The sequence below is a fragment of the Citrobacter sp. BIDMC107 genome (assembly GCF_001037575.1).
Lineage (GTDB): Bacteria > Pseudomonadota > Gammaproteobacteria > Enterobacterales > Enterobacteriaceae > Citrobacter > Citrobacter freundii.
On the sequence record NZ_KQ089848.1, the window covers coordinates 1,727,702 to 1,754,546 of the forward strand.

The following is a 26,845-nucleotide window of genomic DNA, read 5'->3' on the forward strand; positions in this document are numbered from 1 at the left end:
CGGCGGATCAATTTTTCCCGAGCAACACCTGTTCCAGCCACTGACGCAGATCCACCGGCGCGGATTTGAGGCTGTTCGACCCTCGCGTAATAGTAGCAATCCCCGCCCCGAGCTCGTTTTTAAGCTCACGCTGGCTCATCTCACCGCGCAGCAGCTCTTCAATGATACGCACACGCGTGCCCAACGCTTCACGCTCATCCGGCGTTAACATCAAATTGAGCAGTGGCAGGTGTAAATCTTGTTCGTAGGCGTGTTTAAGCAGATCGACAAAACGTAACCACTCCTGGTGACGTTGTTCTGCCATCTCTGCTGAATAGGGTGATTGCTGAGTCATAAGATATCGCCATCGTTGCGGGGGAAGCGTGCTTGCCTCCCCCTTTTGTACTCTTTAACGAGTACGATAGCATAACACAATCGACACGATCAGTAACGACGTTGCCATTCTGCGTCGCTCATCAACTCCGGTTTATCGCCGAGGAAATAGCGATAGTACGCATCGTAAGCCAGCACGTTCTTCACATAACCACGCGTCTCTGAGAATGGAATGCTCTCGACAAACGCGACGGCATCGATGCGGCCAGCGCTATTGCCAAGCCAGGTGCGAACGCGCCCCGGACCGGCGTTATAGGCTGCTGACGCAAAAATGCGGTTATTGCCAAATTGCTGATACACGTACTGCAAATAGCTGGTTCCGATGTTGATGTTGGTATCAGGATCCAATAGCTGGCTCGGACTGCTGTAACCTGGAATCGAGAACATTTTCACCGTATGCGTCGCCGTACCCGGCATGATCTGCATCAGCCCGCTTGCGCCAACCGGTGATTTCACTTTCGGGTTCCAGGCGCTTTCCTGACGCGCTATCGCCATCGCATAGCTTGGCTGAATATCCTTGCCGCTGGTGTAACGGGTAAAAAGATCTTTATAGGCCAATGGGAAGCGCTCTTCCAGATGATCCCACAGTTTTCCGGCGATCGTCGCCTGAACGCTTAGATCCCACCAGTGATTATTGAACGCGTAACGCGCCAACTGAGCCTGCTCGGACTTGGTACGGCTGGTGACCAGATTCGCCCATTCACTGCGCGCAGTATTATCCATGTTCCAGTACATTAGCTCGCGGACGCGTGCCATTTCCGGGCCCTGAGTCAGCGCAGAATCAACGTTCGCTGGTGCTTTATCCACTTTCAGCTCGTACTCTTCGCCCAGGCGCTGTGCCGCCACCATCGGATAGAAACCGCGCTGCTGCATGAGTTGGTGCAGGATCTCTTTGGCTTCCGCATCGCGTCCGCGCTCCAGCAGCAGATCCGCTTGCCAGTAGCGCCACTCATCTTTTTCTTTGGCTTCCATTGGCAGACGCGCCAGCCAGGTATTCAGGCCACGACGATCGCCGGTTCCCAGCGCCATGCGCACCCGGCGCTCCACAAGCGAGGTGGAGTTGGAGCGCATAATCGCATCATCACGCCATTTGGCCTGCTCGTCGGTAACGTCATTGCCCATCAGACGCCAGGCGACAATGTCGCGCAGCTCCTGGGTTTGCTCATCATTAAGCTGTTGCGCCTGCACCAGGGAAGGGATCATCAGGCGGGCATTCTCCACATCCTGACGCGCCACGCTGGCAAAGGCGACCGCCGCCATCTGTCGGGTGAAATCCGTTGCGCCGGTGGTGCGAGCAAAGGTCATTACCGAATTCGGATCGTTGGCCAGCGCGATGATCGCTGAAGCAATGGTTTGGTATTGCGCGGGCATCTGTCCGGCCAACGCCGTGACCAGTCCGGTATTCCCGGCTTTCATCGCCAGACGAATACGTTCCAGATACGCCAGCGGATCCTGAGTGCCTGAGGCACGCCATACGCCGAATAATTTGTCACAGGCGTTCGGCTGACTTTTTCCGCTCAGCCATAGTTCTTTCGCCCCCTGCCAGGCTTCTTCAGTTTGTCCGGTACTCCATTTCGCGAAGTAATAGTTACATTGCGCTTCGGTGGTGCCCGGTTTTTCCGGACTGAACGCCAGCAGCCCACGCCAGTCTTCGCGGCGCGCCAGTTCATTCACGAAACGAGATTGCAGAGTACGCGCCGGGGGCAGCGTCGGGTTGGCGCGCACAAAATTGGTGACGGTAATGGTGGGCTGATTCATCAGATCGTCAGTGATCTGGCGATATTCCAGATAAGGATACAGAGGATAGTTCTTCAGGCCAGGCATCATCTGCTCTACGACATCCATCTGTCGGTTATCCCAGGCCTGCTTAATTTGCGCATAGCGATTGCGCTGCTCATCCAGGGAATCCGCTCGCGCTACTTGACTGACCGTCAGCAGACATACGCTGGCAGCCAGCAGGCGCCAGGTAAATTGTTTGGCTTTGTCCACAAGCTCTTCCTCTTCTCATGTTACGTCTGTGCAGCATCATGCCGCTTAATTCATTCATGCTAACCAGACATTGCAGAATGCGCCACGTCACGGACACTTTTTTACTTTTGTTGCGAGTGGGATCTGCTGGCTGGGATTGGACAATGAAAAAGGCTACACTTCGCCTTTGATAACTATTTACCAATAATTAGCCCTAAATAATTCAAGTTGCAGCAAGGCGGCGAGGAAGTGAATCCCCTGAGCGTACAAAAGTACGTGACTGGGGTGAACGACACAGCCAACGCATCTGCGGCTTGAAGTATGACGGGATAAACATAGAGGCGAGTCCAACGTGGCCCAATTCGTTTATACCATGCATCGTGTCGGCAAGGTCGTTCCGCCGAAACGTCATATTCTTAAAAACATCTCACTGAGCTTCTTCCCTGGCGCCAAAATCGGTGTTCTCGGTCTGAACGGCGCGGGTAAATCTACCCTGCTGCGCATCATGGCTGGCATTGATACCGAAATTGAAGGTGAAGCTCGCCCGCAGCCAGGCATTAAAATCGGTTACCTGCCGCAGGAACCAAAACTGAACCCGGAACATACCGTTCGTGAATCCGTGGAAGAAGCGGTTGCCGAAGTGGTTAACGCGCTGAAAGGTCTGGATGAAGTGTACGCCAAGTACGCCGAACCGGACGCTGACTTCGATAAGCTGGCCGCGCAACAGGGCAAGTTTGAAGAGATCATTCAGGCGCACGACGGTCATAACCTGAACGTGCAGCTTGAGCGTGCCGCTGACGCTCTGCGTCTGCCGGACTGGGATGCCAAAATTGAAAATCTTTCCGGTGGTGAACGCCGCCGCGTCGCGCTGTGCCGCCTGCTGCTGGAAAAACCAGACATGCTGCTGCTCGACGAACCGACTAACCACCTGGACGCCGAATCCGTCGCGTGGCTGGAACGCTTCCTGCACGACTTCGAAGGTACCGTAGTGGCAATTACCCACGACCGTTACTTCCTCGACAACGTTGCCGGCTGGATCCTGGAGCTGGACCGTGGTGAAGGTATTCCGTGGGAAGGTAACTACTCTTCCTGGCTGGAGCAGAAAGATCAGCGTCTGGCCCAGGAAGCCTCTCAGGAAGCCGCTCGCCGTAAATCCATTGAGAAAGAGCTGGAGTGGGTTCGTCAGGGCGCGAAAGGCCGTCAGTCTAAGGGCAAAGCCCGTCTGGCACGCTTTGAAGAACTGAACAACACTGAATACCAGAAACGTAACGAAACCAACGAACTGTTTATCCCACCTGGACCACGTCTCGGCGATAAAGTCGTTGAAGTCACTAATCTGCGTAAATCTTACGGCGATCGCGTGCTGATCGACGATCTGAGCTTCTCGGTACCGAAAGGCGCTATCGTCGGCATCATCGGTCCGAACGGTGCGGGTAAATCAACCCTGTTCCGTATGATGTCCGGCCAGGAACAGCCTGACAGCGGTACCATCACGCTGGGTGAAACCGTCAAACTGGCCTCCGTTGACCAGTTCCGTGACGCCATGGACAACAGCAAAACCGTGTGGGAAGAAGTGTCCGGCGGGCTGGATATCATGAAGATCGGCAACACCGAAATGCCAAGCCGTGCCTACGTGGGCCGCTTCAACTTCAAAGGTGTGGATCAGGGTAAACGCGTTGGCGAGTTGTCCGGCGGTGAGCGTGGTCGTCTGCACCTGGCGAAGCTACTGCAAGTTGGCGGCAACATGCTGCTGCTCGATGAACCAACCAACGACCTGGATATCGAAACCCTGCGCGCGCTGGAAAACGCCCTGCTGGAGTTCCCGGGCTGCGCGATGGTTATCTCGCACGACCGTTGGTTCCTTGACCGTATCGCCACCCACATTCTGGATTACCAGGATGAGGGTAAGGTTGAGTTCTTCGAAGGTAACTTTACCGAATACGAAGAGTACAAGAAACGCACGCTGGGCGCCGATGCGCTGGAGCCGAAGCGTATTAAGTACAAGCGTATTTCTAAGTAATTAGCGTTAAGCGCCGGATGGCGGCGTCATGCCACATCCGGCCTACGAGGTTAGTGCGACTTGTAGGCCGGATAAGCGCAGCGCATCCGGCATTAAAACCTACCTCTGCTCGCCCATCAACTCTTTCACCAGCTCCACGCAGCGCAGGAAGCGGCCGTCGTAGTCAGGCTCCTGAACGTGCACAAAATTGATATTGTTTTCCTGCAGCATCTCGACCAGCAGCGTCTGAAACGCTTTTCTGTCAACCGAACTTCCAAGGCTGCGCAAGCCATCCGCTACCCACGGGGTGTTGTTTTCCAGCAGGATAACCAGGTCGAAGCGATACTCGTCAATCAGCGCTTGCACAAACGGGTGTTCACGCCCTTCATACTTTTTGCAGAAAGCCTGAGTGGTCACGAAATCGGTGTCGATGAACGCCACTTTATTGGCGTACTTAACAGCAAAATCAATGTATTGCGCTTGTCCCAGGGCAATTTTATCGTAATCAGAATACTGTAACGCCATCTCATCGCCGCCCAAATGGGAGAAGACGTAATCACGCCCATATTCCCACGCACTGGTGGTGTTAAAGATGTTGGCGAGCTTGTTCACCAGCGTCGATTTACCGCTCGACTCCCCGCCGAGGATCGCCACGGTGCGCACGAAAAACGGCTTCACTTCGGTCGGAATATACTCCCAGTAGCGAAACGGGTTTTCACGGATTTGCCCGCCGCTGATGCTCATAAACGTCCGCTTGGGATCCACCAGCACGGTTTCTATCCCCAGATGTTCGAGATACTGCGGGGCATCTGATTCTTCAGAGGTGTAGATCCAGTTTGGCTGGATCCCTTTCTCCTGCATAAACGTTTTGATCCCGTTGCTCCAAACGTCCCAACCGTGTGGATACGGCTCCATGCCCTCTTCGTTGAAGGCATGAATACGGATATTTTTCTGATACTTAAAGGTTTGCAGCAGCCAGCGTAGACGATCGGGCACCGTAGGCTGTTGCGACATGGCACTGTCTTCAAATAGGCTGCGATCGCGCGTGTCGTCATAGCCCATGATGATATGCAGTTCATCAACCTGACTACAGGCGCGCTGGATAAGATAGATATGGCCGGTATGCAGCGGATAAAACTTACCAAATACCACACCGATATTTTTCTGCTGGCGCGGAAACTCCAGTCCGAGAAAACGGTGCAACGCCTCCAGCTTTTGCGCGCTGGGGCTTTTAATTTTGGCATTCAGAAGCTGGCTTAGATATCCCTTGGTCATGCCACTGGCATCTGCCACCTGTTGCAGGGTACAACCCTTTTTCTTAATGGCGGTTTTCAGATAATCAAATGACACAAGAGCCTCCTGCTGGAAAAATCGCGTAACACTGCCTGATGGCGCATCGCTTATCAGGCCTACAAATTCAGTACGTACGGGTATTTGATTATAGGTCGTCAAACACGCTTAACGCATCCGCAAGCTTCTTAACGCCAAAGACCTGCATCCCTTCCGGTACTTTTTTCGGTACGTTAGCGGCAGGAACAATCGCTCGGCGAAAACCGTGTTTCGCCGCTTCCGAAATACGCTCCTGCCCGCTGGGTACCGGACGGATTTCGCCTGCCAACCCCACTTCGCCAAAGACCACTAAGTCCTGTGGCAGTGGCCTGTCGCGCAAGCTGGAGACCATTGCCAGCAGCAACGCCAGGTCGGCGCTGGTTTCGGTGACTTTTACGCCGCCGACTACGTTAACGAACACGTCCTGATCCGCCATCTGCAAGCCGCCATGACGATGTAACACTGCCAGCAGAATCGCCAGACGGTTCTGTTCCAGACCGACCGCCACACGACGCGGGTTCGCCATCATTGAGTGATCGACCAGCGCCTGAATCTCGACCAGCAGCGGGCGCGTGCCTTCCCAGACTACCATCACCGAACTACCGGAAGTGACTTCATCGCCACGGCTTAAGAAAATTGCAGAAGGGTTGCTGACTTCACGCAGCCCCTGTTCCGTCATGGCAAAGACGCCCAGCTCATTCACCGCGCCAAAGCGGTTTTTATGGCTACGCAGTGTACGGAAGCGGGAATCGGCGTCGCCGTCGAGCAACACCGAGCAGTCAATACAGTGCTCCAGTACCTTCGGCCCGGCCAGCGAGCCATCTTTGGTGACGTGGCCGACCATCACAATCGCCACGCCGCGCGTTTTAGCAAAGCGCGTCAGGTAAGCAGCGGTTTCACGCACCTGCGCCACGCTGCCCGGCGAAGACTGAATATCCGCCATGTGCATCACCTGAATGGAGTCGATCACCATCAGCTTCGGCTGTTCTTCTTCAGCAATCAGGCAAATTTGTTCGATACTGGTTTCCGACAGCATGTTCAGGTTCGCCGTCGGCAGGCCAAGCCGATGCGCGCGCATCGCCACCTGTTGCAGGGACTCTTCGCCGGTGACGTACAGGGTTTTCATCTGCTCGGCGAGCCTGCACAGCGTTTGTAGCAGCAGCGTTGATTTCCCCGCGCCGGGGTTACCGCCAATCAGTATGGCGCTGCCGGGCACCACACCACCGCCGAGCACGCGGTCAAACTCTTTAAATCCGGTAGAAAAACGCGGCAGTTCCTCAAGGCTGATGTCAGAGAGCTTCTGCACTTTTGCAACGCCCGCATTTCCGGCGTAGCCGCTGAGTCGCTCGTTGCGCGCCACCGTTGGCGATGCGGCAAGGCGCACCTCGGTAATGGTATTCCAGGCCTGACAGGCGCTGCATTGCCCCTGCCAGCGCGGGTAATCGGCCCCGCATTCATTACAAACAAAGGCGCGTTTAGGAGCTTTTGCCACGTTTTACCTCATTATTTCTGATTCATACTGCCAGAGAGAATGCAGAACACGCCCATCAGGTCAGCGTGACGGATAGTAATCTCCGTCTTTTCATTCACTTTGGGTTTCGCATGATACGCAATGCCCAGCCCGGCCGTTTTGATCATCGGCAGATCGTTGGCACCGTCGCCGATCGCCACCGTCTGCGCCATCGGGATCTCATATTCTTGCGCCAGGCGGGTCAGAGTACTGGCTTTGTACTGCGCATCGACGATATCGCCGATCACGTTGCCAGTAAATTTACCGTCCATGATCTCCAGCTCATTCGCCACAGCTGCTGTCAGGCGCAGCTTATTACGCAGATAATCGGCAAAGAAAGTAAACCCGCCGGAAGCGATAGCCACTTTCCAGCCAAGCGTTTCCAGTTTTAACACCAACTGAGTCAGGCCTGGCATTAGCGGCAATGTTTCGCGCACCTGGTGCAGAATATTGGCATCAGCGCCCTTCAGCGTCGCCACGCGGCTGCGCAGGCTGGCGGTAAAGTCCAGCTCGCCGCGCATTGCGCGTTCGGTGACTTCGGCAACCATCTCGCCGGTTCCGGCCAGTTTAGCAATTTCATCAATGCATTCGATCTGGATAGCCGTTGAATCCATGTCCATCACCAGCAAACCCGGCGTGCGCAGATGCGGAATTTTACCCAGCGGCGAAACATCCAGTTTGGCGTCATGCGCCAGTTTTGCCGCACGCGGCGTTAACGAGCCCGCCAGACGAATTACCTGATAATCCTCAACGCACCACGCCGCCACGATCACCATCGCTGCGCCCAGTTTACTCTGGTATTGCGTTAACCGTTGTTTATCCAGCCCACGACCGTACAGCAGCCAGCCACTGCGGCCCGCGTGGTAATCCAGCGGCATCACTTCATCACCGCTTAAAGAGAGGGGCAGACCTGGCCACAGAGAGACATCTTCAGGTAGATCGCACCAGGTAATGTTAGGCATTAAAGCTCCTGTAAAATCGTTCGGGTCGGAATCATCAGGGGAAAATAACGCATGAGGCTACCCTGTAACCAGCGCTTCTGGCAACATTAAGTCTCAAATTTTCAGCAGGTGGAATATGGCTCGCACAAAACTGAAATTCCGACTTCATCGTGCAGTGATTGTATTGTCCTGCCTTGCGCTGCTCGTCGCGCTGATGCAGGGGGCTTCCTGGTTTAGTCAAAGCCACCAGCAGCAGCGTAATCCGCAGCTCGAAGAGCTGGCCCGCACGCTAGCCCGTCAGGTCGCGCTGAACGTCGCCCCGCTGATGCGTACCGAAACGCCGGATGAAAAGCGTATTAAGGCGGTGCTCACGCAGTTGACGGAGAGTAGCCGTATTCTGGACGCAGGCGTGTACGACGAACAGGGAGACCTGATTACGCGCACCGGTGAGAGCGTCAATGTTCGTGACCGTCTGGCGCTCGACGGCAAAAAAGCCGGGGGCTATTTTAACCAGCAGATTGTCGAACCCATTCAGGGAAAAAATGGTCCGCTGGGCTATCTGCGCCTGACGCTGGATACCCACACTCTTGCTACTGAAGCCAAGCAGGTGGATAACACCACCAACATCTTACGCCTGATGCTGCTACTGTCACTGGCAATCGGTGTAGTGCTGACCCGCACCTTATTGCAAGGTAAGCGTACCCGCTGGCAGCAATCTCCTTTCCTTCTCACTGCCAACAAACCGGTGCAGGAAGAAGACAACGAGAAGATAGAATAAAAGCTGTAAAAACTGTAAAACAGAAGGGAAATCAACCATGACAACACTACGCCTGCTTATCTCAGACTCTTACGATCCGTGGTTTAACCTCGCGGTCGAAGAGTGCATTTTTCGCCAGATGCCCGCCACGCAGCGCGTTCTGTTCTTGTGGCGTAACGCCGATACGGTGGTAATTGGCCGGGCACAAAATCCATGGAAAGAGTGTAATACACGCCGCATGGAAGAAGACAACGTGCGGCTCGCCAGGCGCAGCAGCGGTGGCGGCGCGGTGTTCCATGACTTAGGCAATACCTGCTTTACCTTTATGGCTGGTAAACCGGAATACGACAAAACCATCTCCACCGCGATCGTCCTCAATGCGCTGAATTCGCTGGGCGTAGAAGCTGATGCCTCCGGGCGTAACGATCTGGTGGTGAAAACGCCGGACGGCGATCGCAAAGTTTCCGGCTCTGCTTATCGGGAAACGAAAGATCGCGGATTCCACCACGGCACGCTGCTGTTGAATGCCGATCTCAGCCGCCTGGCAAACTATCTCAATCCCGATAAAAAGAAACTTGCCGCCAAAGGCATCACTTCGGTTCGCTCGCGCGTAGCGAATTTGACCGAGCTGTTACCGGGCATCACTCATCAACAGGTCTGTCAGGCCATCACGGAAGCCTTTTTCGCCCACTACGGCGAACGCGTAGAAGCCGAGATCATCTCCCCAGACAAAGCGCCGGATCTGCCGAACTTCGCCGAAACATTTGCCCGCCAGAGCAGTTGGGAGTGGAATTTTGGCCAGGCGCCTGCTTTTTCACATTTACTGGACGAACGTTTCACATGGGGCGGCGTAGAGCTTCATTTTGACGTCGAAAAAGGCGTGATTACCCGCACCCAAGTCTACACCGATAGCCTCAATCCTGCGCCGCTGGAAGTACTGGCAGAACGACTACAGGGCTGCCAGTATCGCGCCGATATTTTACAGCAGACTTGTGAAGCGCTGCTTGCGGAGTATCCAGATCAGGAAAGCGAGTTGCGTGAGCTGGCTGCTTGGGTAGCGAAGGCCGTGCGCTAAGCGATTAGTGGCGAATTACCGGATGGCGGCTGCGCCTTATCCGGCCGACAAGACCGCTCCCGTAGGCCTGATAAGCGAAGCGCCATCAGGCATTAATAGCGGCATTCCCGTAGGCCCGGTAAGCGCAGCGCCTCCGGGCCACAACAAAACTTACTCTTTATCGCCCAGCAGAACGGATTCCAGCGCGATTTTGATCATGTCGTTGAAGGTCGTCTGACGCTCAGCGGCAGTGGTCTGCTCGTGGGTACGGATATGGTCGGATACGGTGCAGATGGTCAGCGCTTTCGCACCGAATTCCGCCGCCACGCCGTAGATACCCGCCGCTTCCATTTCCACGCCCAGAACGCCGTATTTTTCCATCACGTCGAACATTTCACCGTCCGGAGAGTAGAACAGGTCAGCGGAGAACAGGTTGCCCACACGAGCGTCTACACCCAGCGCTTTTGCCGCATCAACTGCGTTACGCACCATGTCGAAGTCAGCGATAGCTGCAAAGTCATGATCTTTAAAACGGATACGGTTAACTTTGGAGTCGGTGCAAGCGCCCATACCGATAACCACGTCACGCAGTTTAACGTCCATACGCACAGCGCCGCAGGAGCCTACGCGAATGATTTTCTTCACGCCGAAGTCGGTGATCAGCTCTTTGGTGTAGATGGAGCAGGACGGGATACCCATACCGTGGCCCATTACGGAGATCTTACGGCCTTTGTAAGTACCGGTGAAGCCTAACATGCCGCGAACGTTGTTCACTTCACGAACATCTTCGAGGAAAGTTTCAGCAATATGCTTTGCACGCAGCGGGTCGCCCGGCATCAATACGACGTCAGCGAAATCACCCATTTCTGCATTAATATGTGGAGTTGCCATCTTCAGTTCCTTTTATATTGTTGTTTTTGCCGGGTGGCGGCTGCGCCTTACCCGGCCTACAAAACCGTAGGCCCGGTAAGCGAAGCGCCACCGGGCAATTGCATCAGAGCATATTTTTACCGTAGTCCATCGGCGACGTACCAAAGTAGCTCGCCAGCGTCTGACCGATATCCGCGAAGGTTTCACGGTGACCTAAAGAACCTGGTTTCACTTTCGGGCCGTAAACCAGTACCGGAATGTGCTCACGGGTATGGTCAGTGCCGGTCCAGCTTGGGTCGCAGCCGTGGTCAGCGGTCAGGATCAGAATGTCATCTTCACCCACCAGCTCCATCAACTCAGGCAAACGGCGGTCGAACAGTTCCAGGCCCGCAGCATAACCGGCGATATCGCGACGATGTCCCCAGGAAGAGTCGAAATCAACGAAGTTGGTGAAGACGATGGTCTTATCACCGGCTTCTTTCATCTCTTTGATGGTGGCGTCGAACAGCGCGTCCAGACCGGTGGCTTTCACTTTTTTGGTGATGCCGCAGTTAGCGTAGATATCCGCGATTTTACCGACGGAAACCACGTGACCGTCTTTTTCGTCGACCAGTTTCTGCAGCACGGTCGGTGCTGGCGGCTCAACGGCCAGGTCGTGGCGGTTACCGGTACGCTGGAAGTTACCGGCTTTATCGCCGATAAACGGACGGGCGATAACACGACCGATGTTGTAACCACCTTCGGTCAGCTCTTCACGGGCGATTTCGCACAGCTCATAGAGCTTATCCAGGCCAAAAGTCTCTTCGTGGCAGGCAATCTGGAACACGGAGTCAGCGGAGGTATAGAAAATCGGCTTGCCGGTTTTCATATGCTCTTCACCCAGTTGATCCAGGATCACGGTACCGGAAGAGTGGCAGTTGCCGAGGTAGCCCGGCAGGTTGGCACGTTTTACCAGTTTATCCAGCAGTTCTTGCGGGAAGCTGTTTTCATGATCGGAGAAATATCCCCAGTCAAACAGAACCGGAACACCCGCGATTTCCCAGTGGCCAGACGGCGTGTCTTTCCCGGAAGAAAGTTCATGCGCCCATGCGTAGGCACCAATCACTTCCGCGTTGCCGTCCATGCCAGCAGCAATTTTACCAGTAGAACCTTCGTGAGCTTTCACCAGGCCCAGACGGGTCAGGTTAGGCAGATTCAGTGGACCTTTGCGACCATTGTCAGCTTCACCTTTCGCACAGGCTTCTGCAATGTGTCCCATAGTGTCTGAACCTACGTCGCCAAAGCGATCCGCATCTTCAGTCGCACCAATACCAAAGGAGTCCAGCACCATAATAAATGCACGTTTCATCTTGTTCTCCATACATCTGCGCCGCAAAAAAGCGATCAGATCAGTATACAGTTATTCGGTAATACGACGATAGACTGTCGGTGTAATTTCTGGCGCTTTATCGTCAAGGCTAATTGCCGCTTTGACCGCTTTCGCCGCTTCCTGCCAGCTGGCTTCGTCTTTGGCGTGGATCACCGCCAGTGGGCGCTGTCCGTCTACGCTGTCGCCCAGACGCGCCATATCGCTAAAGCCAACGCTGTAATCAATGGTGTCCGATGCCTGACGACGACCGCCACCCATGGAAACAACCGCCATTCCCAGCGCACGGGTATCCATCGCGCTGACAAAGCCTTCGGTATCAGCATATACCGCTTTGCTGAGCATTGCCGTCGGCAGGTACTTCGCATAATTTTCGACGAAATCGGTCGGGCCTTTTTGCGCCGCCACCATGCGACCAAAAATCTCTGCTGCTTTGCCGTTATCCAGCACCGTCTGCAATTTCGCACGGGCTTCGGCGTCATCTTTCGCCAGGTTGCCGGAGATCAGCATTTCCACGCACAGCGCCATGGTGACGTCTAACAGACGTGGATTGCGGTATTCACCGGTCAGGAACTGCACCGCTTCGCGGACTTCGACCGCGTTACCTGCGCTGGAGGCCAACACCTGGTTCATATCAGTTAACAGCGCGGTGGTACGTACACCCGCACCGTTTGCCACGCCGACAATCGCTTCAGCAAGGGCTTCAGAAAGCTCGTAGGTCGGCATAAAAGCACCGCTGCCCACTTTCACATCCATCACCAGCGCATCCAGCCCTTCCGCCAGTTTTTTCGCCAGAATGGAACCGGTAATCAGCGGGATGGAATCCACCGTCGCGGTAATATCGCGGGTGGCATAAAAACGTTTATCCGCCGGTGCGAGCGAGCTGGTTTGCCCAATAATCGCCACACCCACGTCTTTAATAATTTCACGGAAACGCGCGTCGTCCGGGAAGATGTCAAATCCAGGAATCGCTTCCAGTTTATCGAGCGTACCGCCGGTATGCCCCAGGCCACGCCCGGAGATCATCGGAATATAGCCGCCGCACGCAGCAACCATCGGGCCTAACATCAGTGACGTTACGTCACCTACACCGCCGGTAGAGTGTTTATCCACAATCGGGCCGTTCAACTGCAGGCTTTTCCAGTCCAGCACGGTTCCTGAATCACGCATTGCCATGGTCAGCGAAACACGCTCAGGCATTGTCATATCGTGGAAAAAAATGGTCATCGCCAGGGCGGCGATTTGCCCTTCAGAGATGGTATTGTCGCGAATGCCATTGATAAAAAAACGAATTTCTTCATCGCTCAGCGCATGACCATCACGTTTTTTACGAATAATTTCTTGTGCGAGAAACACGGTAACCCCCAGGGGAAAAGAGTAGAAGGCCGTTGTAAGCCGGGTAAGCAACGCGCCACCCGGCAGTCGTCTTAATGCCGGATGGCGGCTGCGCCTTATCCGGCCTACGGGCTTAGTAGCTGCTTGCGCTCTTGCCGTCGCCGTGACCCAGCGCTTTCAGCAGGCTAGCCAGCAGGCTGGATGCGCCAAAACGGTAGTGACGAGAATCAGCCCAGTCAGCGCCAAACAGTTCATCGGCAATCGCCAGGAACTGCTGTGCATCTTCTGCAGTACGCACGCCGCCAGCCGGTTTGAAACCTACTGTTTTAGAAACACCCATGTCGCGGATCACTTCCATCATGATGCGTGCGCTTTCCGGCGTCGCATTGACCGGCACTTTACCGGTAGACGTTTTGATGAAATCAGCACCGGCTTTGATGGAGATTTCAGACGCTTTGCGAATCAGTGCTTCTTCTTTCAGCTCACCGGTTTCGATGATCACTTTCAGCAGCACGTTTGCCGCCGCACACGCGTCTTTGCAAGCTTTAACCAGATCAAAACCAATCTGCTCGTTACCGGCGATCAGCGCACGGTACGGGAACACCACGTCAACTTCATCGGCACCGTAGGCGATCGCCGCGCGGGTTTCCGCCAGCGCAATCTCGATGTCGTCGTTGCCGTGCGGGAAGTTGGTGACGGTTGCAATGCGGATATCCGGCGTACCCTGCTCTTTCAGAGTCTTACGCGCAATAGGGATGAAACGCGGATAGATACAGATTGCGGCGGTGTTGCCAACCGGGGTCTTCGCCTGATGACACAGCGCGATCACTTTTTCATTGGTGTCGTCGTCATTCAGGGTGGTCAGGTCCATCAGTTTCAGTGCACGCAGGCTGCTTGCTGTTAAATCGGTCATAACATTCTCCAACGGCATCGCCGTATAAAATTTCACCTTGCGAGTTTGTTAGTATTCTAACATCCGCTCGCTATTACACTTCGATATACATCACAGTTAATGAAAACCACATACAGATTTGCATTACTCTAATGAGATCTACTTCAAATAAATTACCTTTTCTAAAGGGATGCCGTGGCATCAGGCGCATCCGGATCAAAGGTTGTGGCGGCGTTGCTTTCTACAATGGCGTTACACCTTCGGGACAAAAAGGAATCAACGATGCCCACTTCAAGCGAACTCGCGCTGCAACAGCGTTGCCAACAAATCGTGACCAGCCCGGTGCTCAGCCCTGAGCAGAAACGCCACTTTCTGGCGCTGGAAGCTGAAAACGCGCTGCCTTATCCGCAACTACCTGCACAGGCACGTCAGGCGCTGGATGATGGGGTAATCTGCGATATGTACGAAGGTCATGCCCCGTTCAAACCGCGCTACGTTTTACCCGATTACGCGCGTTTTCTGGCCAATGGTTCATCGTGGCTGGAGCTGGAAGGCGCCAGCGATCTTGATGATGCGTTATCCTTACTCACCATCATGTACCACCACGTTCCGTCAGTGACGTCGATGCCGGTTTATCTCGGCCAGCTCGATGCGCTGCTGCAACCGTATGTTAGAATTCTAACACAAGAAGAGATCGATATTCGAATAAAACGTTTCTGGCGTTATCTCGACAGAACCCTGCCAGACGCGTTTATGCATGCCAATATCGGCCCCGCCGATACTCCAGTTACCCGTGCAATTTTACGCGCAGATGCAGAATTAAAGCAGGTTTCGCCTAATCTGACATTCATTTATGACCCGCAAATCACACCTGACGATCTGCTGCTCAGCGTGGCGAAAAATATCTGCGAGTGCAGTAAACCGCATATTTCCAATGGCCCTGAAAATGATAAAATTTTCACAAAAAGTCAGTATGGCGTCGTCAGCTGTTACAACTCTTTGCCGCTCGCCGGGGGTGGTAGCACGCTGGTCAGGCTTAATCTGAAAGCCATCGCAGAGCGCAGCGCCTCTGTCGATGACTTCTTTACGCGCACCCTACCGCACTATTGCCAACAGCAAATCGCCATCATTGATTCACGATGTGAATTCCTCTATGAAAAATCACATTTCTTTGAGAATAGCTTCCTCGTGCAGGAAGGGTTGATTGATCCCGAACGTTTTGTGCCTATGTTCGGCATGTATGGCCTGGCGGAGGCGGTGAATCTACTGTGCGATAAGGCGGGACAAAATGCGCGCTACGGAAAAGATGAGTTCGCCAATCAGCTTGGCTATCGCATCAGCGCCCAACTGGCGGAGTTTGTCGAAAGCACCCCGGTGAAATATGGCTGGAAGCAGCGCGCGATGCTGCATGCACAGTCGGGGATCAGTTCTGACATCGGCACCACACCGGGTGCACGCCTGCCTTACGGCGATGAACCAGACCCGATCACTCATCTGCAAACCGTCGCGCCACATCACGCGTTTTATCACGCCGGGATCAGCGACATTCTCACGCTGGATGAAACCATCAAGCGTAATCCTCAGGCGCTGGTGCAACTGTGCCTCGGCGCATTTAAAGCCGGGATGCGTGAGTTTACCGCCAACGTGAGCGGCAACGATCTGGTTCGCGTTACCGGCTATATGGTGCGTCTGTCGGATCTGGAAAAATATCGCGCCGAAGGTTCTCGCACCAACACCACCTGGCTTGGCGAAGAAGCCGCGCGTAATACGCGCATTCTGGAACGACAACCTCGCGTGATTAGCCATGAACAGCAGATGCGCTTCGGTAAGTAAGATTATCCCTTTCTCCTGCGTCGACGGGCCGGGCAGTCGCCTGGCTCTGTTTCTGCAGGGATGTAATCTGCGCTGTAAAAACTGCCACAATCCGTGGACGATGGGACGCTGCAACGACTGCGGGGAGTGTGTGCTGCATTGCCCGCATGAGGCGCTGAGCCTGAGCGCGGGGAAAGTGTGGTGGCAGTCTGATTTGTGTCAGCAGTGTGACACCTGCCTTCATATGTGCCCCCAGCAGGCCACGCCGATGGCGCAGACCATGAGTGTTGATGAGGTGCTGCAACATATTCGCAAGGCAGCACTGTTTATTGAGGGAATTACGGTCAGCGGTGGCGAAGCGACAACCCAGCTACCGTTTATTGTGGCGCTGTTTCGTGCGATCAAAACCGATCCGCAACTGCAACACTTGACCTGTATGGTCGACAGCAATGGCATGCTGAGCGAAACCGGCTGGCAGAAGCTGCTGCCGGTGTGCGACGGCGTAATGCTGGATTTAAAAGCCTGGGACAGCACGTGTCATCGTCAGTTGACCGGTCGCGATAACACGCTGATTAAACAAAGCATTACCTTTCTGTCCGGGCAAGGGAAACTTGCGGAACTGCGCCTGCTGGTTATCCCTGGTCAGGTGGATTATCTACAGCATATTGATGCGCTGGCGGCGTTTATCAGAGGTTCAGGTGACGTGCCGGTACGGCTGAATGCCTTTCATGCGCACGGGGTGTATGGCGAAGCGAAGGACTGGCCGAGCGCCACGCCGGAGGATGTGGAACACCTGGCGCAAAGATTGCGCGAACGTGGGGTGGATAATTTGATTTTCCCGGCGCTGTACCTGTGATGGCCGGATGCGATGCAATAGCGCCGCATCCGGAATTCAAAAATCAAATAACGCCGTGGTATTACGATACAGCGCGTCAGCGATCACGTCCGCAGGTTCCGGGCGCAGTTCACATAAGACGTCAAAGACTCTGACTACCTGCTCCGGGCGATTAGGCTGCCCCTGAAAGCCGTTGAGCGGCATATCCGGCGCGTCGGTTTCCAGCAACAGCGACTCGAGCGGCAACTGCGCCATTACCTCGCGGGTTTTACTGGCGCGCGGATAGGTAATGGTGCCGCCCACGCCAATTTTGTATCCCAGTTGCACAAAGCGTTCGGCCTGCTGCACGCTCCCGGAAAACCCATGCACCACGCCTGTTCGTGGCAAAGCATGGCGTTTAAGGTACATCGCCAGCTTGTCATGCGTGCGTCGCGAATGCAGGATCACCGGCAGTTCGTACCGCTTCGCCAGCTTAAGTTGCGCTTCCAGCACTCGCTCTTGCTTGTCGAATTGCGGATCGTCGCGATACAGATCCAATCCAATCTCACCTACCGCCACCAGCTTTTGTGGGCGCTTATCCAGCACCTGTTGCAACTGGTCCAGGCAGTCATCACTATGTTGTTCAATAACAATGGGATGTAGACCAAGCGCGGCAAATAACGGAGGATAATTTTCCGCTAACGCCAGTACACGGGAAAAATTCGCCGCCTGGGTGGCTGGAACGATAATGCTCTGTACACCAACCTCCGCCGCGCGCTGAATGCTGGCAGGTTCATCGCCGGTAAACGGCGGGAAATCAAAGTGACAGTGCGTATCGATAAAACGATAACTCACGCCAAATCCTCATTATTAAACGTTGTATCGTTGGCCTGAGGCGCATTGGCCACCACCGGCGCGTGGGCATCGTTGGCCACCGGCGCGGGAGGAACCACCACCGGTCCCGGCACCACAATCTTCGGCGTCTGACGAGGCAGCGGCACGTTTTTCCCCAGCAGTTTGCCGACGGTAGCGAGGAAGTAACGACCGCACAGACGTCCGGTTTTGTAGTCTTCCCGCAAGGCCGGAATACGGCTTCCCAACGCCATGCTGTGGAGCGGTTTGGGAGGGTAGATCTCAAAGATACGCAGCTTGCCCGGCGGTTTCTCAATAAAGCTCTGAATCGCGCGATAGGTGGCTTCATGGTGCTGCACCAGATTCAACAGTGGTTGCAGGCTGCTTTCGCCCAGCCAGCGTTCCATACGCTTGAACCACTGCGGGGTGTAATACATTTGCGAAGGCACAGTGCGGATAACCACCAGCGTTTTCGCCCCCTGCTTCGCCGCTTCCTGCACGGGAATGGCGTCGCTGACGCCCCCATCCAGGTAATTCACGCCGTCCAGCACAACCCCTGTGCGGTAGAACCCGGGAATCGCGCTGGAGGCACGAATAAGATCGAGCCAGTTTTGCCGGTTCGGCGAAAAATAGCCCGGCGTGTAGTCATCACCCCGACAGGCGCACATATAAAACGCTTTCCCCGCGGCAAACAAGCGCTCAGCGTTGTCCATCGCCAGCGGCATTTGGGACGAGGTCGAATCCACCAGCCAGTCGAGATCGATTAAGTTTCCCCCGCGCACAAAGCGCACCGGGTCAAAAAACTCACGTCGGGTAGTGTAACGCATGATGACTTTACGACCGTAACCGGGCTGGTTACAGAGATAAGCTGAAAGGTTTTGCGCACCAGCGGACGTCCCGTAGAAGAGATCAAAGGGATTGAACTGCGCGCGCATGAATTCATCCAGTACGCCTGCGGTGAAGATGCCTCTTTGTCCCCCGCCCTCGCACACCAGCGCCATACTGCCAGGTTGAAACGGACGTAACGATAACGGCGCGATATTACCGAGCGTGACGGGTATTCTCTGCCCCACCTCTGCCTTCCTGTTGTTTTTGTAATAGGACAACAAAGTAACGCAAATTGCCTGCAGCTAAAACCGTAAAAGCCAGTCCGCTGGACTGGCTCAGTAGCAAGTTATCTTTACGGTTTACGTACTAGGGTCGTTTACGCCCGGTAAACAGGCTGACCAGAAACAGAATGATACCCACCACAAAAACAATTTTCGCTGCGCCTGCAGCGGTACCCGCCAGTCCACCAAAACCCAGTGCAGCGGCAATTAACGCGATAACCAGAAATATGATGCCCCATCGAAACATATGCTTCTCCTTTACCATAGTTAATTTCACCGCTTGATATGAGCGCTCAGGCTACCCATCGGCGATATTTTCAGTGTGGTGCACAATACGCCTCCCGACAAACGTCAGGAGGGCGAATTAAGTCTAATTAGTGAGTTTTGAGATCGTTTTTAACGCTTTTCACGCCATCAATCGCTTTGGCGATGCTCTCAGCGCGATCGCTTTGAGCTTGTGAATCGACAGAGCCTGAAAGTTGCACAACGCCATCGGTGGTCTCAACTTTCACCTTGCGTGAAGGGACAATATCATCGGCCAGCAGCTTGGCTTTTACTTCACTGGTGATTGCCGTATCGCCCGCATAGCCTTTAACGGAGGTTTCTTTACTATCACGCACGTGCAGTTTGTCGCTAACGGAGGTCACACCCTCAACGCCTTTCGCCACTTTCACCGCTTCTTCAGCCTGCGCCTGGCTTTCAACAAAGCCGCTTAGCGTTACTACTTTCTGATCGGTCTTGACGGAAATATCGGTGCTCTTAATGCTATCGTGGTCCACCAGCGCGGCTTTTACTTTCGCGGTGATGGTGCTGTCATCCATGAAATTACCGACTTTGTTCATAGAGCTATCGACTTTCTGCCCCGCACTTTCGACGCCGGATTGCGCTTTATCCATCGTGGCGTTTTCTGCATAAGCAGAACCTGTTGCAACAGCGGAGGTCAGCATCACGGCCAGCAGCGTTTTAGAAATCTTAAGTCCTGTCATTGTCATCGATGTATTCCTGTATGTTTTGCTAAAAGCCAGGCTCTGCCGTTACACGGCCTGAACCAGCAACTAATTTTGTAAGTGGAATAAATATCAGCAATAGAAGCTGCAACAGGCAGCCTAAAAAGCATTTAACGCCGATATTTATGTCATCACATTGTTAAATATAGTTCAGGATTTCGTGATCGCTGCCCAACTTGACTAAAAAACAGGCAAACAAAAGAAAAACGCGAAGTTTTAAGAACATTCCGCAAGGGATTTAAAAGACAGGAAAAGTTGCAGGGCACGGCGGATACCGTGCCCTGGAAGGTCGATTAGTGTTCGCGTGTTTTACGGAACTGAACGTCCGGATAACGTTCCTGGGTGAGATTCAGGTTAACCATGGTTGGCGCGATATAGGTGAGGTTATCGCCGCCATCCAGCGCCAGCTGAATTTCGTTCTTACGCTTAAATTCTTCGAATTTCTTCACGTCAGAACATTCTACCCAGCGTGCAGTCGCCACATTGACGGATTCATAAATCGCTTCAACGTTGTACTCGCTCTTCAGACGTGAAACCACCACGTCAAACTGCAGCACACCCACCGCACCGACGATCAGATCGTTGTTGGCGATCGGACGGAATACCTGCACGGCACCCTCTTCTGACAGCTGAACCAGCCCTTTCAGCAGCTGTTTCTGCTTCAATGGATCCTTCAGGCGAATACGACGGAACAGCTCCGGCGCGAAGTTCGGAATACCGGTGAACTTCATCATTTCGCCCTGGGTAAAGGTATCGCCGATCTGGATAGTGCCGTGGTTATGCAGGCCGAGAATATCGCCCGGATACGCTTCTTCCACATGAGAACGGTCACCAGCCATAAAGGTGAGTGCGTCGGAGATCACCACGTCTTTACCAATGCGCACCTGGCGCATTTTCATGCCTTTCTCATACTTGCCGGATACCACACGCATGAACGCCACACGGTCACGGTGTTTCGGGTCCATGTTGGCCTGAATTTTAAACACGAAACCGGTGAACTTCTCTTCTGAGGCTTCGACGACGCGGGTGTCGGTTTTACGCGGCATCGGCGCAGGCGCCCACTCCACTAAGCCATCCAGCATATGGTCAACGCCGAAGTTACCCAACGCGGTACCGAAAAAGACCGGGGTGATTTCGCCCGCAAGGAACAACTCATGGTCGAACTCGTTGGACGCGCCCTGCACCAGCTCCAGCTCGTCACGCAACTGCTGCGCCAGGTCTTCACCCACGGCAGCATCAAGTTCCGGGTTGTTAAGACCTTTAACAACACGCACTTCCTGAATGGTGTGGCCTTTACCGGTCTGATACAGGTAAGTTTCATCTTTATAAAGGTGATAGACACCTTTGAACAACTTACCGCAGCCAATCGGCCAGGTGATCGGCGCACAGCCGATTTTCAGTTCGTTCTCAACTTCATCCAGCAGCTCCATCGGATCGCGGATGTCACGGTCGAGTTTGTTCATAAAGGTCAGGATCGGCGTATCGCGCAGACGGGTAACTTCCATCAGCTTACGGGTACGATCTTCAACGCCTTTTGCAGCATCGATAACCATCAGGCAACAGTCCACCGCCGTCAGAGTACGATAGGTATCTTCGGAGAAGTCTTCGTGCCCCGGGGTGTCCAGCAGGTTCACCAGGCAGTCATGATACGGAAACTGCATCACAGAGGTGGTAATGGAGATACCACGTTGCTTTTCCATTTCCATCCAGTCAGATTTTGCATGCTGGCTGGAGCCACGGCCTTTTACCGTACCGGCGGTCTGAATGGCCTGTCCGAATAACAGTACCTTTTCAGTAATTGTCGTTTTACCGGCATCCGGGTGAGAAATAATGGCAAAAGTGCGGCGTTTGGCCACCTCTTGCAAATAAGGAGACAACGTCATAGTCAAATCTTCTTAGGTAAGCACGGCAACGGGCCGGGCAAGTTGAATACGAAAAATTGCGGCTATTTTACCCATCAACGGGGGGGAGGCAATCAGTGTTTACACAGGAGCTGCTCCAGTTCGCTTAATGACGCTACGGTCCAGGTCGGCTGAATGCCCGCTGGCTGCTCGCGGTGGTGCGTATTTAGCCAGCAGGTGGATAGCCCGGCGTTAATGCCGCCAAGAATATCGGACTCTGCGGTGTCACCCACCATTAGCACGCGAGAACGGTCAGGATTGCCCGCCTGCTCCAGCGCATGGTCAAAAATACGGGAATCAGGTTTTGCCACCCCAACCTGCTCAGAAATCACCAGCAGATCGAAATAATCGCGCAGCCCCGTCCGCTCAAGGCGGATTTGCTGCAACGCGGTAAAGCCGTTAGTAATGATGCCGATTTTCGCTTTATCACGAATCGCATTGAGCAGAGAAACCGCCCCCGGCAACGGCGAGCAGATCTCCGCCATCGCATTGATGAATGCATCATTAAGCTGGCCCGGTTCAACCTTCAGGCGTTCGGCCCAGCTCTGAAAACGGGCATGCTGCAGTTGTAATGAGGTAATCGCGCCGTTTTGGTAATCCACCCACAGCGGTTTATTCACGGCCTGGTAGTCCTGAAAATCTTCAGCGGTAAAGGTAATGCTATAGTCGAGAAACATCCGCTGTAAGCCGGTAAACGAGTCAAATGTAAACAGCGTTTCGTCGGCATCAAAGAAAATCCAGTCCCACTTCTTCATCATTACACCTTGTCTTACATGCTGATTGGCAACGCCATGATGATGGCGTCTTCGTGGCCATCAGCCGTTGGATAGTAATTGCGACGGATCGTCGCCTCGTTAAAGCCTAAGCTTTCGTACAGCGCGATAGCGGCCGCATTCGAGGCGCGCACTTCAAGCCACAGCGTCAAAATGCCACGCTTTTCCAGCTCATCGATCAAATGCTCCAACAGCTCACGCCCCAGCCCACGGCGCTGAAAGTCAGGATCGACTGCAATATTGAACAGCGTAGCTTCATCCAGCACGACCTGCGTAATCGCAAAAGCCGCCATCACGTCATCAACCCTCAACTGAAAATTGAGATAGCGATCGCCCTGGTTGCTGGCAAATGTTTTTTCACTCCACGGAAAAGCGTGGGCGCGTTTTTCAATATGAAATGCTGCGGGTAAATCAGTCGGTTCGAGGGAAGAAATCGTGTTCATATGCGCAGATTTGTTGCCATAACGCGGCGCGTGCCGCTGGGTTTTCCCGTAATTCATTAAACGCAGGACTCTCGACCTGAGCACCCTCCAGCAGCAGCGGCTCTTCGGTTCCCAGCCGCCAGCTATTACAGCGACTGCCTTGCGGCAGCATGGCGACACGGTCAGGCGTCAGTTGTAAAACCTGATCCGGGCTGACGGTTAATGCGCGTAAAATATCGCTCATCAATGGTTCGGTTAGCGCGGGTAACTGTGCAGCAACCATCACCAAACGGACATGCGCAGGAATGGAAATCGCGATCTCGCCCTGCAGTGCGCCAGGACGACGCAACGACCACTGCGTAATGCCCAGTTGCTGTAACTGCCAGTCTCGTCGGGATGTCATAGCGAAACACTCCTGTCTATCAGGGGCGCAAATATAGCAAATTTGTCGAATCCGTGCCATCAAACAACTATAATCCCCCGCTGTACAATTTAAGGAGCATTCCATGTCTGCTTTTACCCCGGCAAGTGAAGTCTTGCTGCGCCACAGTGATGATTTCGAACAAAGCCGTATTCTGTTTGCCGGTGATTTGCAGGATGACCTGCCTGCCCATTTTGAAAGCGCCGCCAGCCGAGCGCACACTCAGCAACTTCACCACTGGCAGGTGCTTAACCGCCAGATGGGCGACAACGTCCGCTTCAGCCTCATCGCGCAGGCCGATGACGTTGCCGATAGCGATACGCTGATCTACTACTGGCCGAAGAATAAGCCGGAAGCCCAGTTCCAGTTGATGAACATTCTGTCGCTGTTACCGGTTGGCACCGATATTTTTGTTGTCGGTGAGAATCGCAGCGGCGTACGTAGCGCAGAGCAGATGCTGGCCGAATACGCACCGTTAAACAAAGTCGACAGCGCACGTCGCTGTGGCCTGTACCACGGTCGTCTGGAAAAACAGCCGGTCTTTGATGCAGAAAAATACTGGGATGAATACCAGACAGAAAATCTGACCATCAAAACGCTGCCGGGCGTCTTCAGCCGTGACGGCCTGGATGTTGGCAGCCAACTGCTGCTCTCCACGCTGACGCCGCACACCAAAGGCAAAGTGCTGGATGTCGGCTGTGGCGCAGGCGTTCTCTCCGTCGCCTTGGCCAGCCACTCGCCGAAAGTGCGCTTAACCCTGTGCGATGTTAGCGCCGCCGCCGTTGAAGCAAGCCGCGCAACGCTTGCAGCCAATGGCATTGAAGGTGACGTCATCGCCAGTAACGTCTTTTCTGACGTAACGGGCCGATTTGATATGATCATCTCCAACCCACCGTTCCACGACGGAATGCAGACCAGCCTTGATGCCGCGCAAACGCTGATTCGCGGCGCCGTGCGTCATCTGAACAGTGGCGGTGAACTGCGTATCGTGGCAAACGCCTTCCTGCCTTATCCGAAGGTTCTGGATGAAGTGTTTGGCTTCCACGAAGTTATCGCGCAGACCGGGCGCTTCAAGGTCTATCGCACCATCATGACGCGCCAGGCGAAAAAAGCCTAACCGCTGTAGGCCAGATAAGGCGTTTACGCCGCCATCTGGCGTGACACCGAGCAACGCCGGATGGCGCTATCGCTTATCCGGCCTGCATAAAACGCCAAAGCCGAAGAAACGCCTTTTTTTTCGGCAATCACGTTAAGTTCGATAATTAACAGTTGACGCCCTGCATAAAATCTCTAGAATTCGCCTCCGTGGTAACGATACTTTTTTTGAGTGTCGATGGTATGCGAAGGTGGCGGAATTGGTAGACGCGCTAGCTTCAGGTGTTAGTGTCCTTTTGGACGTGGGGGTTCAAGTCCCCCCCCTCGCACCATAATCCACGTTGATATTGCTCGCACTGGGCGAAGGTGGCGGAATTGGTAGACGCGCTAGCTTCAGGTGTTAGTGTCCTTAGGATGTGGGGGTTCGAGTCCCCCCCCTCGCACCAACGAGGCGATATCAAACAAATAAGATGACTGTGCGAAGGTGGCGGAATTGGTAGACGCGCTAGCTTCAGGTGTTAGTGTCCTTAGGATGTGGGGGTTCGAGTCCCCCCCCTCGCACCAATTATCTTATTTCCCTCTCGATTTCCTTCTCTAGTTTTGTTCATCCCTGATTCCAGTTCATTATTACCAGAACAATGCCACCAATCAGCGCCGCGCATGAAGGTAACAAAACAAAGTGCCGTAAACGCTTGTGGTACAACATGAGCGAAGTCAGTAGTAATCCTAATACAATCATCACCTTCCATACGTAGACCGACAGGTCGCTATATGCCATCCCGGCAATCAGCATTCCCGGCAGCAGAACACCCCATCCACTGCCCAGCGTACGTTGCAACATGATTCCACCTATGACACTGATAATGATAACCAATATCATATGATAAAATTTCTCATTTGTCAGCCGTGAAGCACTATCAATTATATGAGTTTTACTTAACGATTGATGACATGAATAACCCAAGGTGATAAATTGCTCACCGGTTAGCTCTTCAACTAAAAACAATAAAAACCTCTGCGAATGATACCCCGTTCGTTATTTGTTTTATTTACCAACACACCTTCGTACATTGCAGATAACTAACAATATTTACCTATGACAGTACAATCCTGGCGAACTCTGCGCACCAAAAAATACCAACTCTCTTTACGACTGTTTCTGCTGCTCAACGCAGTCTCCGCGCTGTTTACGCTTTTTTTCCCACTGTTTGCGGTCAAAGCCTTATCAGTATCGGCGTTGCTGATACTGGTGATGAGTACACTGCTGCTGGTATGGCATGGGAAATACGCAGATAAAAGAATTAATCTCCCTTTTATTTCAATCGTTTTTGGATTGTTATGGGCGTTACACATATTATTGAAATATAATGCTTTAGGTCAGAATGATTATTATTTCCTGTTAATAGCGCTTCTCAGCGTACTGTTTATTGGCTCTATCGCTTTTGCCAATAATATCATCGCGTTTACGCTCCACTCACTCCCCTCCGTCGCCGTTTGTTTATGGCTTAACGGCAGCGAGCATGGTTTGCGGATTTTCTATTTTATGGCGCTGCCTATGGCCGGTATCGCCATCCAGCATGTGATACAAAAGCGCTACGATGGGTTCGCTCAGCAACTGATGTACAAACTGCTGGAAGAACGAGAAACCCTGAACGGGCTCAGCATGCTCGACCCGCTAACCGGTTTGTATAATCGTCGGGGGCTGCAACACCGGCTCGATACGCTGTTGGCCCTAAGTAATTCGAGACACTTCGTTCTGCTGCTGGATATCGACCATTTCAAATCCTATAACGATCATTACGGACATATGATGGGCGACCAGGCGTTGATCCGTGTTTCTGCCGCCATCCGAGACTCCGTCCGCTCCAGGGATGTGGTGGCGCGTTTTGGCGGTGAAGAGTTTATGATTTTGCTGACCGCAGTCGATCCACAGCAGGCCCAGGCTGCCGCCGAACGTATCCGCCAGAAAGTGTACGACCTTAAAATCCCTCACATGTTTAATGAGAGCGTGGCAACCAACGTAACCGTCAGTATCGGCATTGCACCTCTGGTCGAACAGGATATTGATGCTGCTATTGCCAAAGCGGATAAAGCCCTTTACGAGGCGAAGAATCTTGGGCGTAACAATACTCTGGTCAGCGATGAGCTACGGGTAAACTGCCCTTCTATCTGAGCTTTCTGTGCGGTGCCACCCGAGATGGCGACAAAGATCTTGCTATCGCTTAACACCAATTATAGGATTAGCA

25 protein-coding genes and 3 tRNA genes are annotated in these 26,845 nt (G+C 53.6%); 10 read left to right on the forward strand and 18 right to left on the reverse strand.

The genetic code is table 11. The annotated features are described in order from the left end of the window. Nucleotides 1-7: 7 nt before the first annotated feature. Together trpR and sltY are read right to left on the reverse strand one after the other, a co-directional pair. A complete protein-coding gene (gene trpR, locus SK39_RS08010) occupies nt 8-334 on the reverse strand; it encodes a trp operon repressor (RefSeq protein ID WP_003837292.1) in 327 nt (108 codons plus the stop codon). A gap of 89 nt (nt 335-423) precedes the next feature. Continuing rightward, on the reverse strand, nt 424-2,361 hold the full coding sequence (sltY, locus tag SK39_RS08015; protein ID WP_003019016.1) for a murein transglycosylase: 1,938 nt from the start codon (nt 2,359-2,361) through the stop codon (nt 424-426). A gap of 331 nt (nt 2,362-2,692) precedes the next feature. Here sltY and ettA point away from each other — a divergent pair, with 331 nt between their 5' ends. Continuing rightward, on the forward strand, nt 2,693-4,360 hold the full coding sequence (gene ettA, locus SK39_RS08020; RefSeq protein WP_003845630.1) for an energy-dependent translational throttle protein EttA: 1,668 nt from the start codon (nt 2,693-2,695) through the stop codon (nt 4,358-4,360). Between the two features lie 99 nt (nt 4,361-4,459). Here ettA and nadR read toward each other — a convergent pair whose 3' ends face one another. The 3 genes from nadR to serB all read right to left on the reverse strand — a co-directional run bounded on the left by nadR (nt 4,460) and on the right by serB (nt 8,140). After that, nucleotides 4,460-5,689, reverse strand: a complete 1,230-nt coding sequence (gene nadR / locus SK39_RS08025; RefSeq protein WP_003019021.1) for a multifunctional transcriptional regulator/nicotinamide-nucleotide adenylyltransferase/ribosylnicotinamide kinase NadR — start codon at nt 5,687-5,689, stop codon at nt 4,460-4,462. 88 nt (nt 5,690-5,777) lie between these two features. Beyond that, nucleotides 5,778-7,160 (reverse strand): DNA repair protein RadA, encoded by a 1,383-nt coding sequence (gene radA / locus SK39_RS08030; protein ID WP_001728171.1) that lies wholly within the window; start codon nt 7,158-7,160, stop codon nt 5,778-5,780. 11 nt (nt 7,161-7,171) lie between these two features. After that, nucleotides 7,172-8,140 carry a phosphoserine phosphatase gene (serB, locus tag SK39_RS08035; protein WP_048216854.1) on the reverse strand — a complete coding sequence of 323 codons (969 nt, stop codon included), beginning with the start codon at nt 8,138-8,140 and terminating at the stop codon, nt 7,172-7,174. A gap of 115 nt (nt 8,141-8,255) precedes the next feature. Between serB and SK39_RS08040 the strand changes: the two genes are divergently transcribed. Together SK39_RS08040 and lplA are read left to right on the forward strand one after the other, a co-directional pair. After that, nucleotides 8,256-8,897, forward strand: a complete 642-nt coding sequence (locus tag SK39_RS08040) for a YtjB family periplasmic protein (protein WP_003019032.1) — start codon at nt 8,256-8,258, stop codon at nt 8,895-8,897. Nucleotides 8,898-8,934: 37 nt separating this feature from the next. Further along, nucleotides 8,935-9,951: a lipoate--protein ligase gene (lplA, locus tag SK39_RS08045; RefSeq protein ID WP_003019035.1), complete on the forward strand. Its 1,017-nt coding sequence runs from the start codon at nt 8,935-8,937 to the stop codon at nt 9,949-9,951. 150 nt (nt 9,952-10,101) lie between these two features. Here lplA and deoD read toward each other — a convergent pair whose 3' ends face one another. The 4 genes from deoD to deoC all read right to left on the reverse strand — a co-directional run bounded on the left by deoD (nt 10,102) and on the right by deoC (nt 14,414). Beyond that, a complete protein-coding gene (gene deoD / locus SK39_RS08050; RefSeq protein WP_000224864.1) occupies nt 10,102-10,821 on the reverse strand; it encodes a purine-nucleoside phosphorylase in 720 nt (239 codons plus the stop codon). A gap of 103 nt (nt 10,822-10,924) precedes the next feature. Beyond that, nucleotides 10,925-12,148 carry a phosphopentomutase gene (gene deoB / locus SK39_RS08055; RefSeq protein ID WP_003019037.1) on the reverse strand — a complete coding sequence of 408 codons (1,224 nt, stop codon included), beginning with the start codon at nt 12,146-12,148 and terminating at the stop codon, nt 10,925-10,927. 51 nt (nt 12,149-12,199) lie between these two features. Beyond that, the gene (gene deoA / locus SK39_RS08060) at nt 12,200-13,522 is read right to left on the reverse strand and encodes a thymidine phosphorylase (protein ID WP_003845626.1); all 1,323 of its coding nucleotides are present in this window, start codon (nt 13,520-13,522) and stop codon (nt 12,200-12,202) included. Between the two features lie 112 nt (nt 13,523-13,634). Then, nucleotides 13,635-14,414: a deoxyribose-phosphate aldolase gene (gene deoC / locus SK39_RS08065; RefSeq protein WP_003019042.1), complete on the reverse strand. Its 780-nt coding sequence runs from the start codon at nt 14,412-14,414 to the stop codon at nt 13,635-13,637. Between the two features lie 261 nt (nt 14,415-14,675). Here deoC and SK39_RS08070 point away from each other — a divergent pair, with 261 nt between their 5' ends. After that, nucleotides 14,676-16,226, forward strand: a complete 1,551-nt coding sequence (locus SK39_RS08070) for a YjjI family glycine radical enzyme (RefSeq protein ID WP_003837282.1) — start codon at nt 14,676-14,678, stop codon at nt 16,224-16,226. Beyond that, complete coding sequence (locus SK39_RS08075) at nt 16,198-17,061, forward strand: YjjW family glycine radical enzyme activase (RefSeq protein ID WP_003837280.1); 864 nt, start codon at nt 16,198-16,200, stop codon at nt 17,059-17,061. The genes SK39_RS08070 and SK39_RS08075 overlap by 29 nt, the downstream gene beginning before the upstream one ends. A gap of 36 nt (nt 17,062-17,097) precedes the next feature. Here SK39_RS08075 and SK39_RS08080 read toward each other — a convergent pair whose 3' ends face one another. From SK39_RS08080 to holD, 8 genes are all read right to left on the reverse strand, one after another. Next, nucleotides 17,098-17,874, reverse strand: coding sequence for a metal-dependent hydrolase (locus SK39_RS08080; protein WP_003019050.1), 777 nt, complete (start codon nt 17,872-17,874; stop codon nt 17,098-17,100). Then, nucleotides 17,871-18,944 (reverse strand): patatin-like phospholipase family protein, encoded by a 1,074-nt coding sequence (locus SK39_RS08085; RefSeq protein ID WP_003837277.1) that lies wholly within the window; start codon nt 18,942-18,944, stop codon nt 17,871-17,873. The genes SK39_RS08080 and SK39_RS08085 overlap by 4 nt, the downstream gene beginning before the upstream one ends. Nucleotides 18,945-19,065: 121 nt before the next feature. Further along, nucleotides 19,066-19,227: a DUF1328 domain-containing protein gene (locus tag SK39_RS25585; RefSeq protein ID WP_003019081.1), complete on the reverse strand. Its 162-nt coding sequence runs from the start codon at nt 19,225-19,227 to the stop codon at nt 19,066-19,068. 127 nt (nt 19,228-19,354) lie between these two features. Continuing rightward, nucleotides 19,355-19,972, reverse strand: a complete 618-nt coding sequence (gene osmY / locus SK39_RS08090; protein WP_048216855.1) for a molecular chaperone OsmY — start codon at nt 19,970-19,972, stop codon at nt 19,355-19,357. A gap of 308 nt (nt 19,973-20,280) precedes the next feature. Further along, nucleotides 20,281-21,870: a peptide chain release factor 3 gene (gene prfC, locus SK39_RS08095; RefSeq protein WP_003829982.1), complete on the reverse strand. Its 1,590-nt coding sequence runs from the start codon at nt 21,868-21,870 to the stop codon at nt 20,281-20,283. A 92-nt stretch (nt 21,871-21,962) separates the two neighbouring features. After that, nucleotides 21,963-22,643, reverse strand: a complete 681-nt coding sequence (yjjG, locus tag SK39_RS08100) for a pyrimidine 5'-nucleotidase (RefSeq protein WP_003019088.1) — start codon at nt 22,641-22,643, stop codon at nt 21,963-21,965. A 14-nt stretch (nt 22,644-22,657) separates the two neighbouring features. Further along, on the reverse strand, nt 22,658-23,104 hold the full coding sequence (gene rimI / locus SK39_RS08105) for a ribosomal protein S18-alanine N-acetyltransferase (protein WP_003019092.1): 447 nt from the start codon (nt 23,102-23,104) through the stop codon (nt 22,658-22,660). Further along, a complete protein-coding gene (gene holD / locus SK39_RS08110) occupies nt 23,073-23,486 on the reverse strand; it encodes a DNA polymerase III subunit psi (protein WP_003837254.1) in 414 nt (137 codons plus the stop codon). Before holD ends, rimI begins: the two co-directional genes overlap by 32 nt. Before the next feature lie 103 nt (nt 23,487-23,589). Here holD and rsmC point away from each other — a divergent pair, with 103 nt between their 5' ends. The 4 genes from rsmC (at nt 23,590) to SK39_RS08130 (ending at nt 25,163) form a co-directional block, all read left to right on the forward strand. Then, nucleotides 23,590-24,621, forward strand: coding sequence for a 16S rRNA (guanine(1207)-N(2))-methyltransferase RsmC (gene rsmC / locus SK39_RS08115; protein WP_003837251.1), 1,032 nt, complete (start codon nt 23,590-23,592; stop codon nt 24,619-24,621). 223 nt (nt 24,622-24,844) lie between these two features. Then, nucleotides 24,845-24,931, forward strand: a tRNA-Leu gene (locus tag SK39_RS08120). A 28-nt stretch (nt 24,932-24,959) separates the two neighbouring features. Then, a tRNA-Leu gene (locus tag SK39_RS08125) sits at nt 24,960-25,045 on the forward strand. 32 nt (nt 25,046-25,077) lie between these two features. Beyond that, a tRNA-Leu gene (locus SK39_RS08130) sits at nt 25,078-25,163 on the forward strand. A gap of 40 nt (nt 25,164-25,203) precedes the next feature. On the opposite strand, the gene SK39_RS08135 is transcribed toward SK39_RS08130, so the two are convergent. After that, nucleotides 25,204-25,440 (reverse strand): DUF1435 domain-containing protein, encoded by a 237-nt coding sequence (locus SK39_RS08135; protein ID WP_003845617.1) that lies wholly within the window; start codon nt 25,438-25,440, stop codon nt 25,204-25,206. 255 nt (nt 25,441-25,695) lie between these two features. Between SK39_RS08135 and SK39_RS08140 the strand changes: the two genes are divergently transcribed. Continuing rightward, nucleotides 25,696-26,772, forward strand: coding sequence for a GGDEF domain-containing protein (locus SK39_RS08140; RefSeq protein ID WP_003837249.1), 1,077 nt, complete (start codon nt 25,696-25,698; stop codon nt 26,770-26,772). The last annotated feature ends 73 nt before the right edge of the window (nt 26,773-26,845 follow it).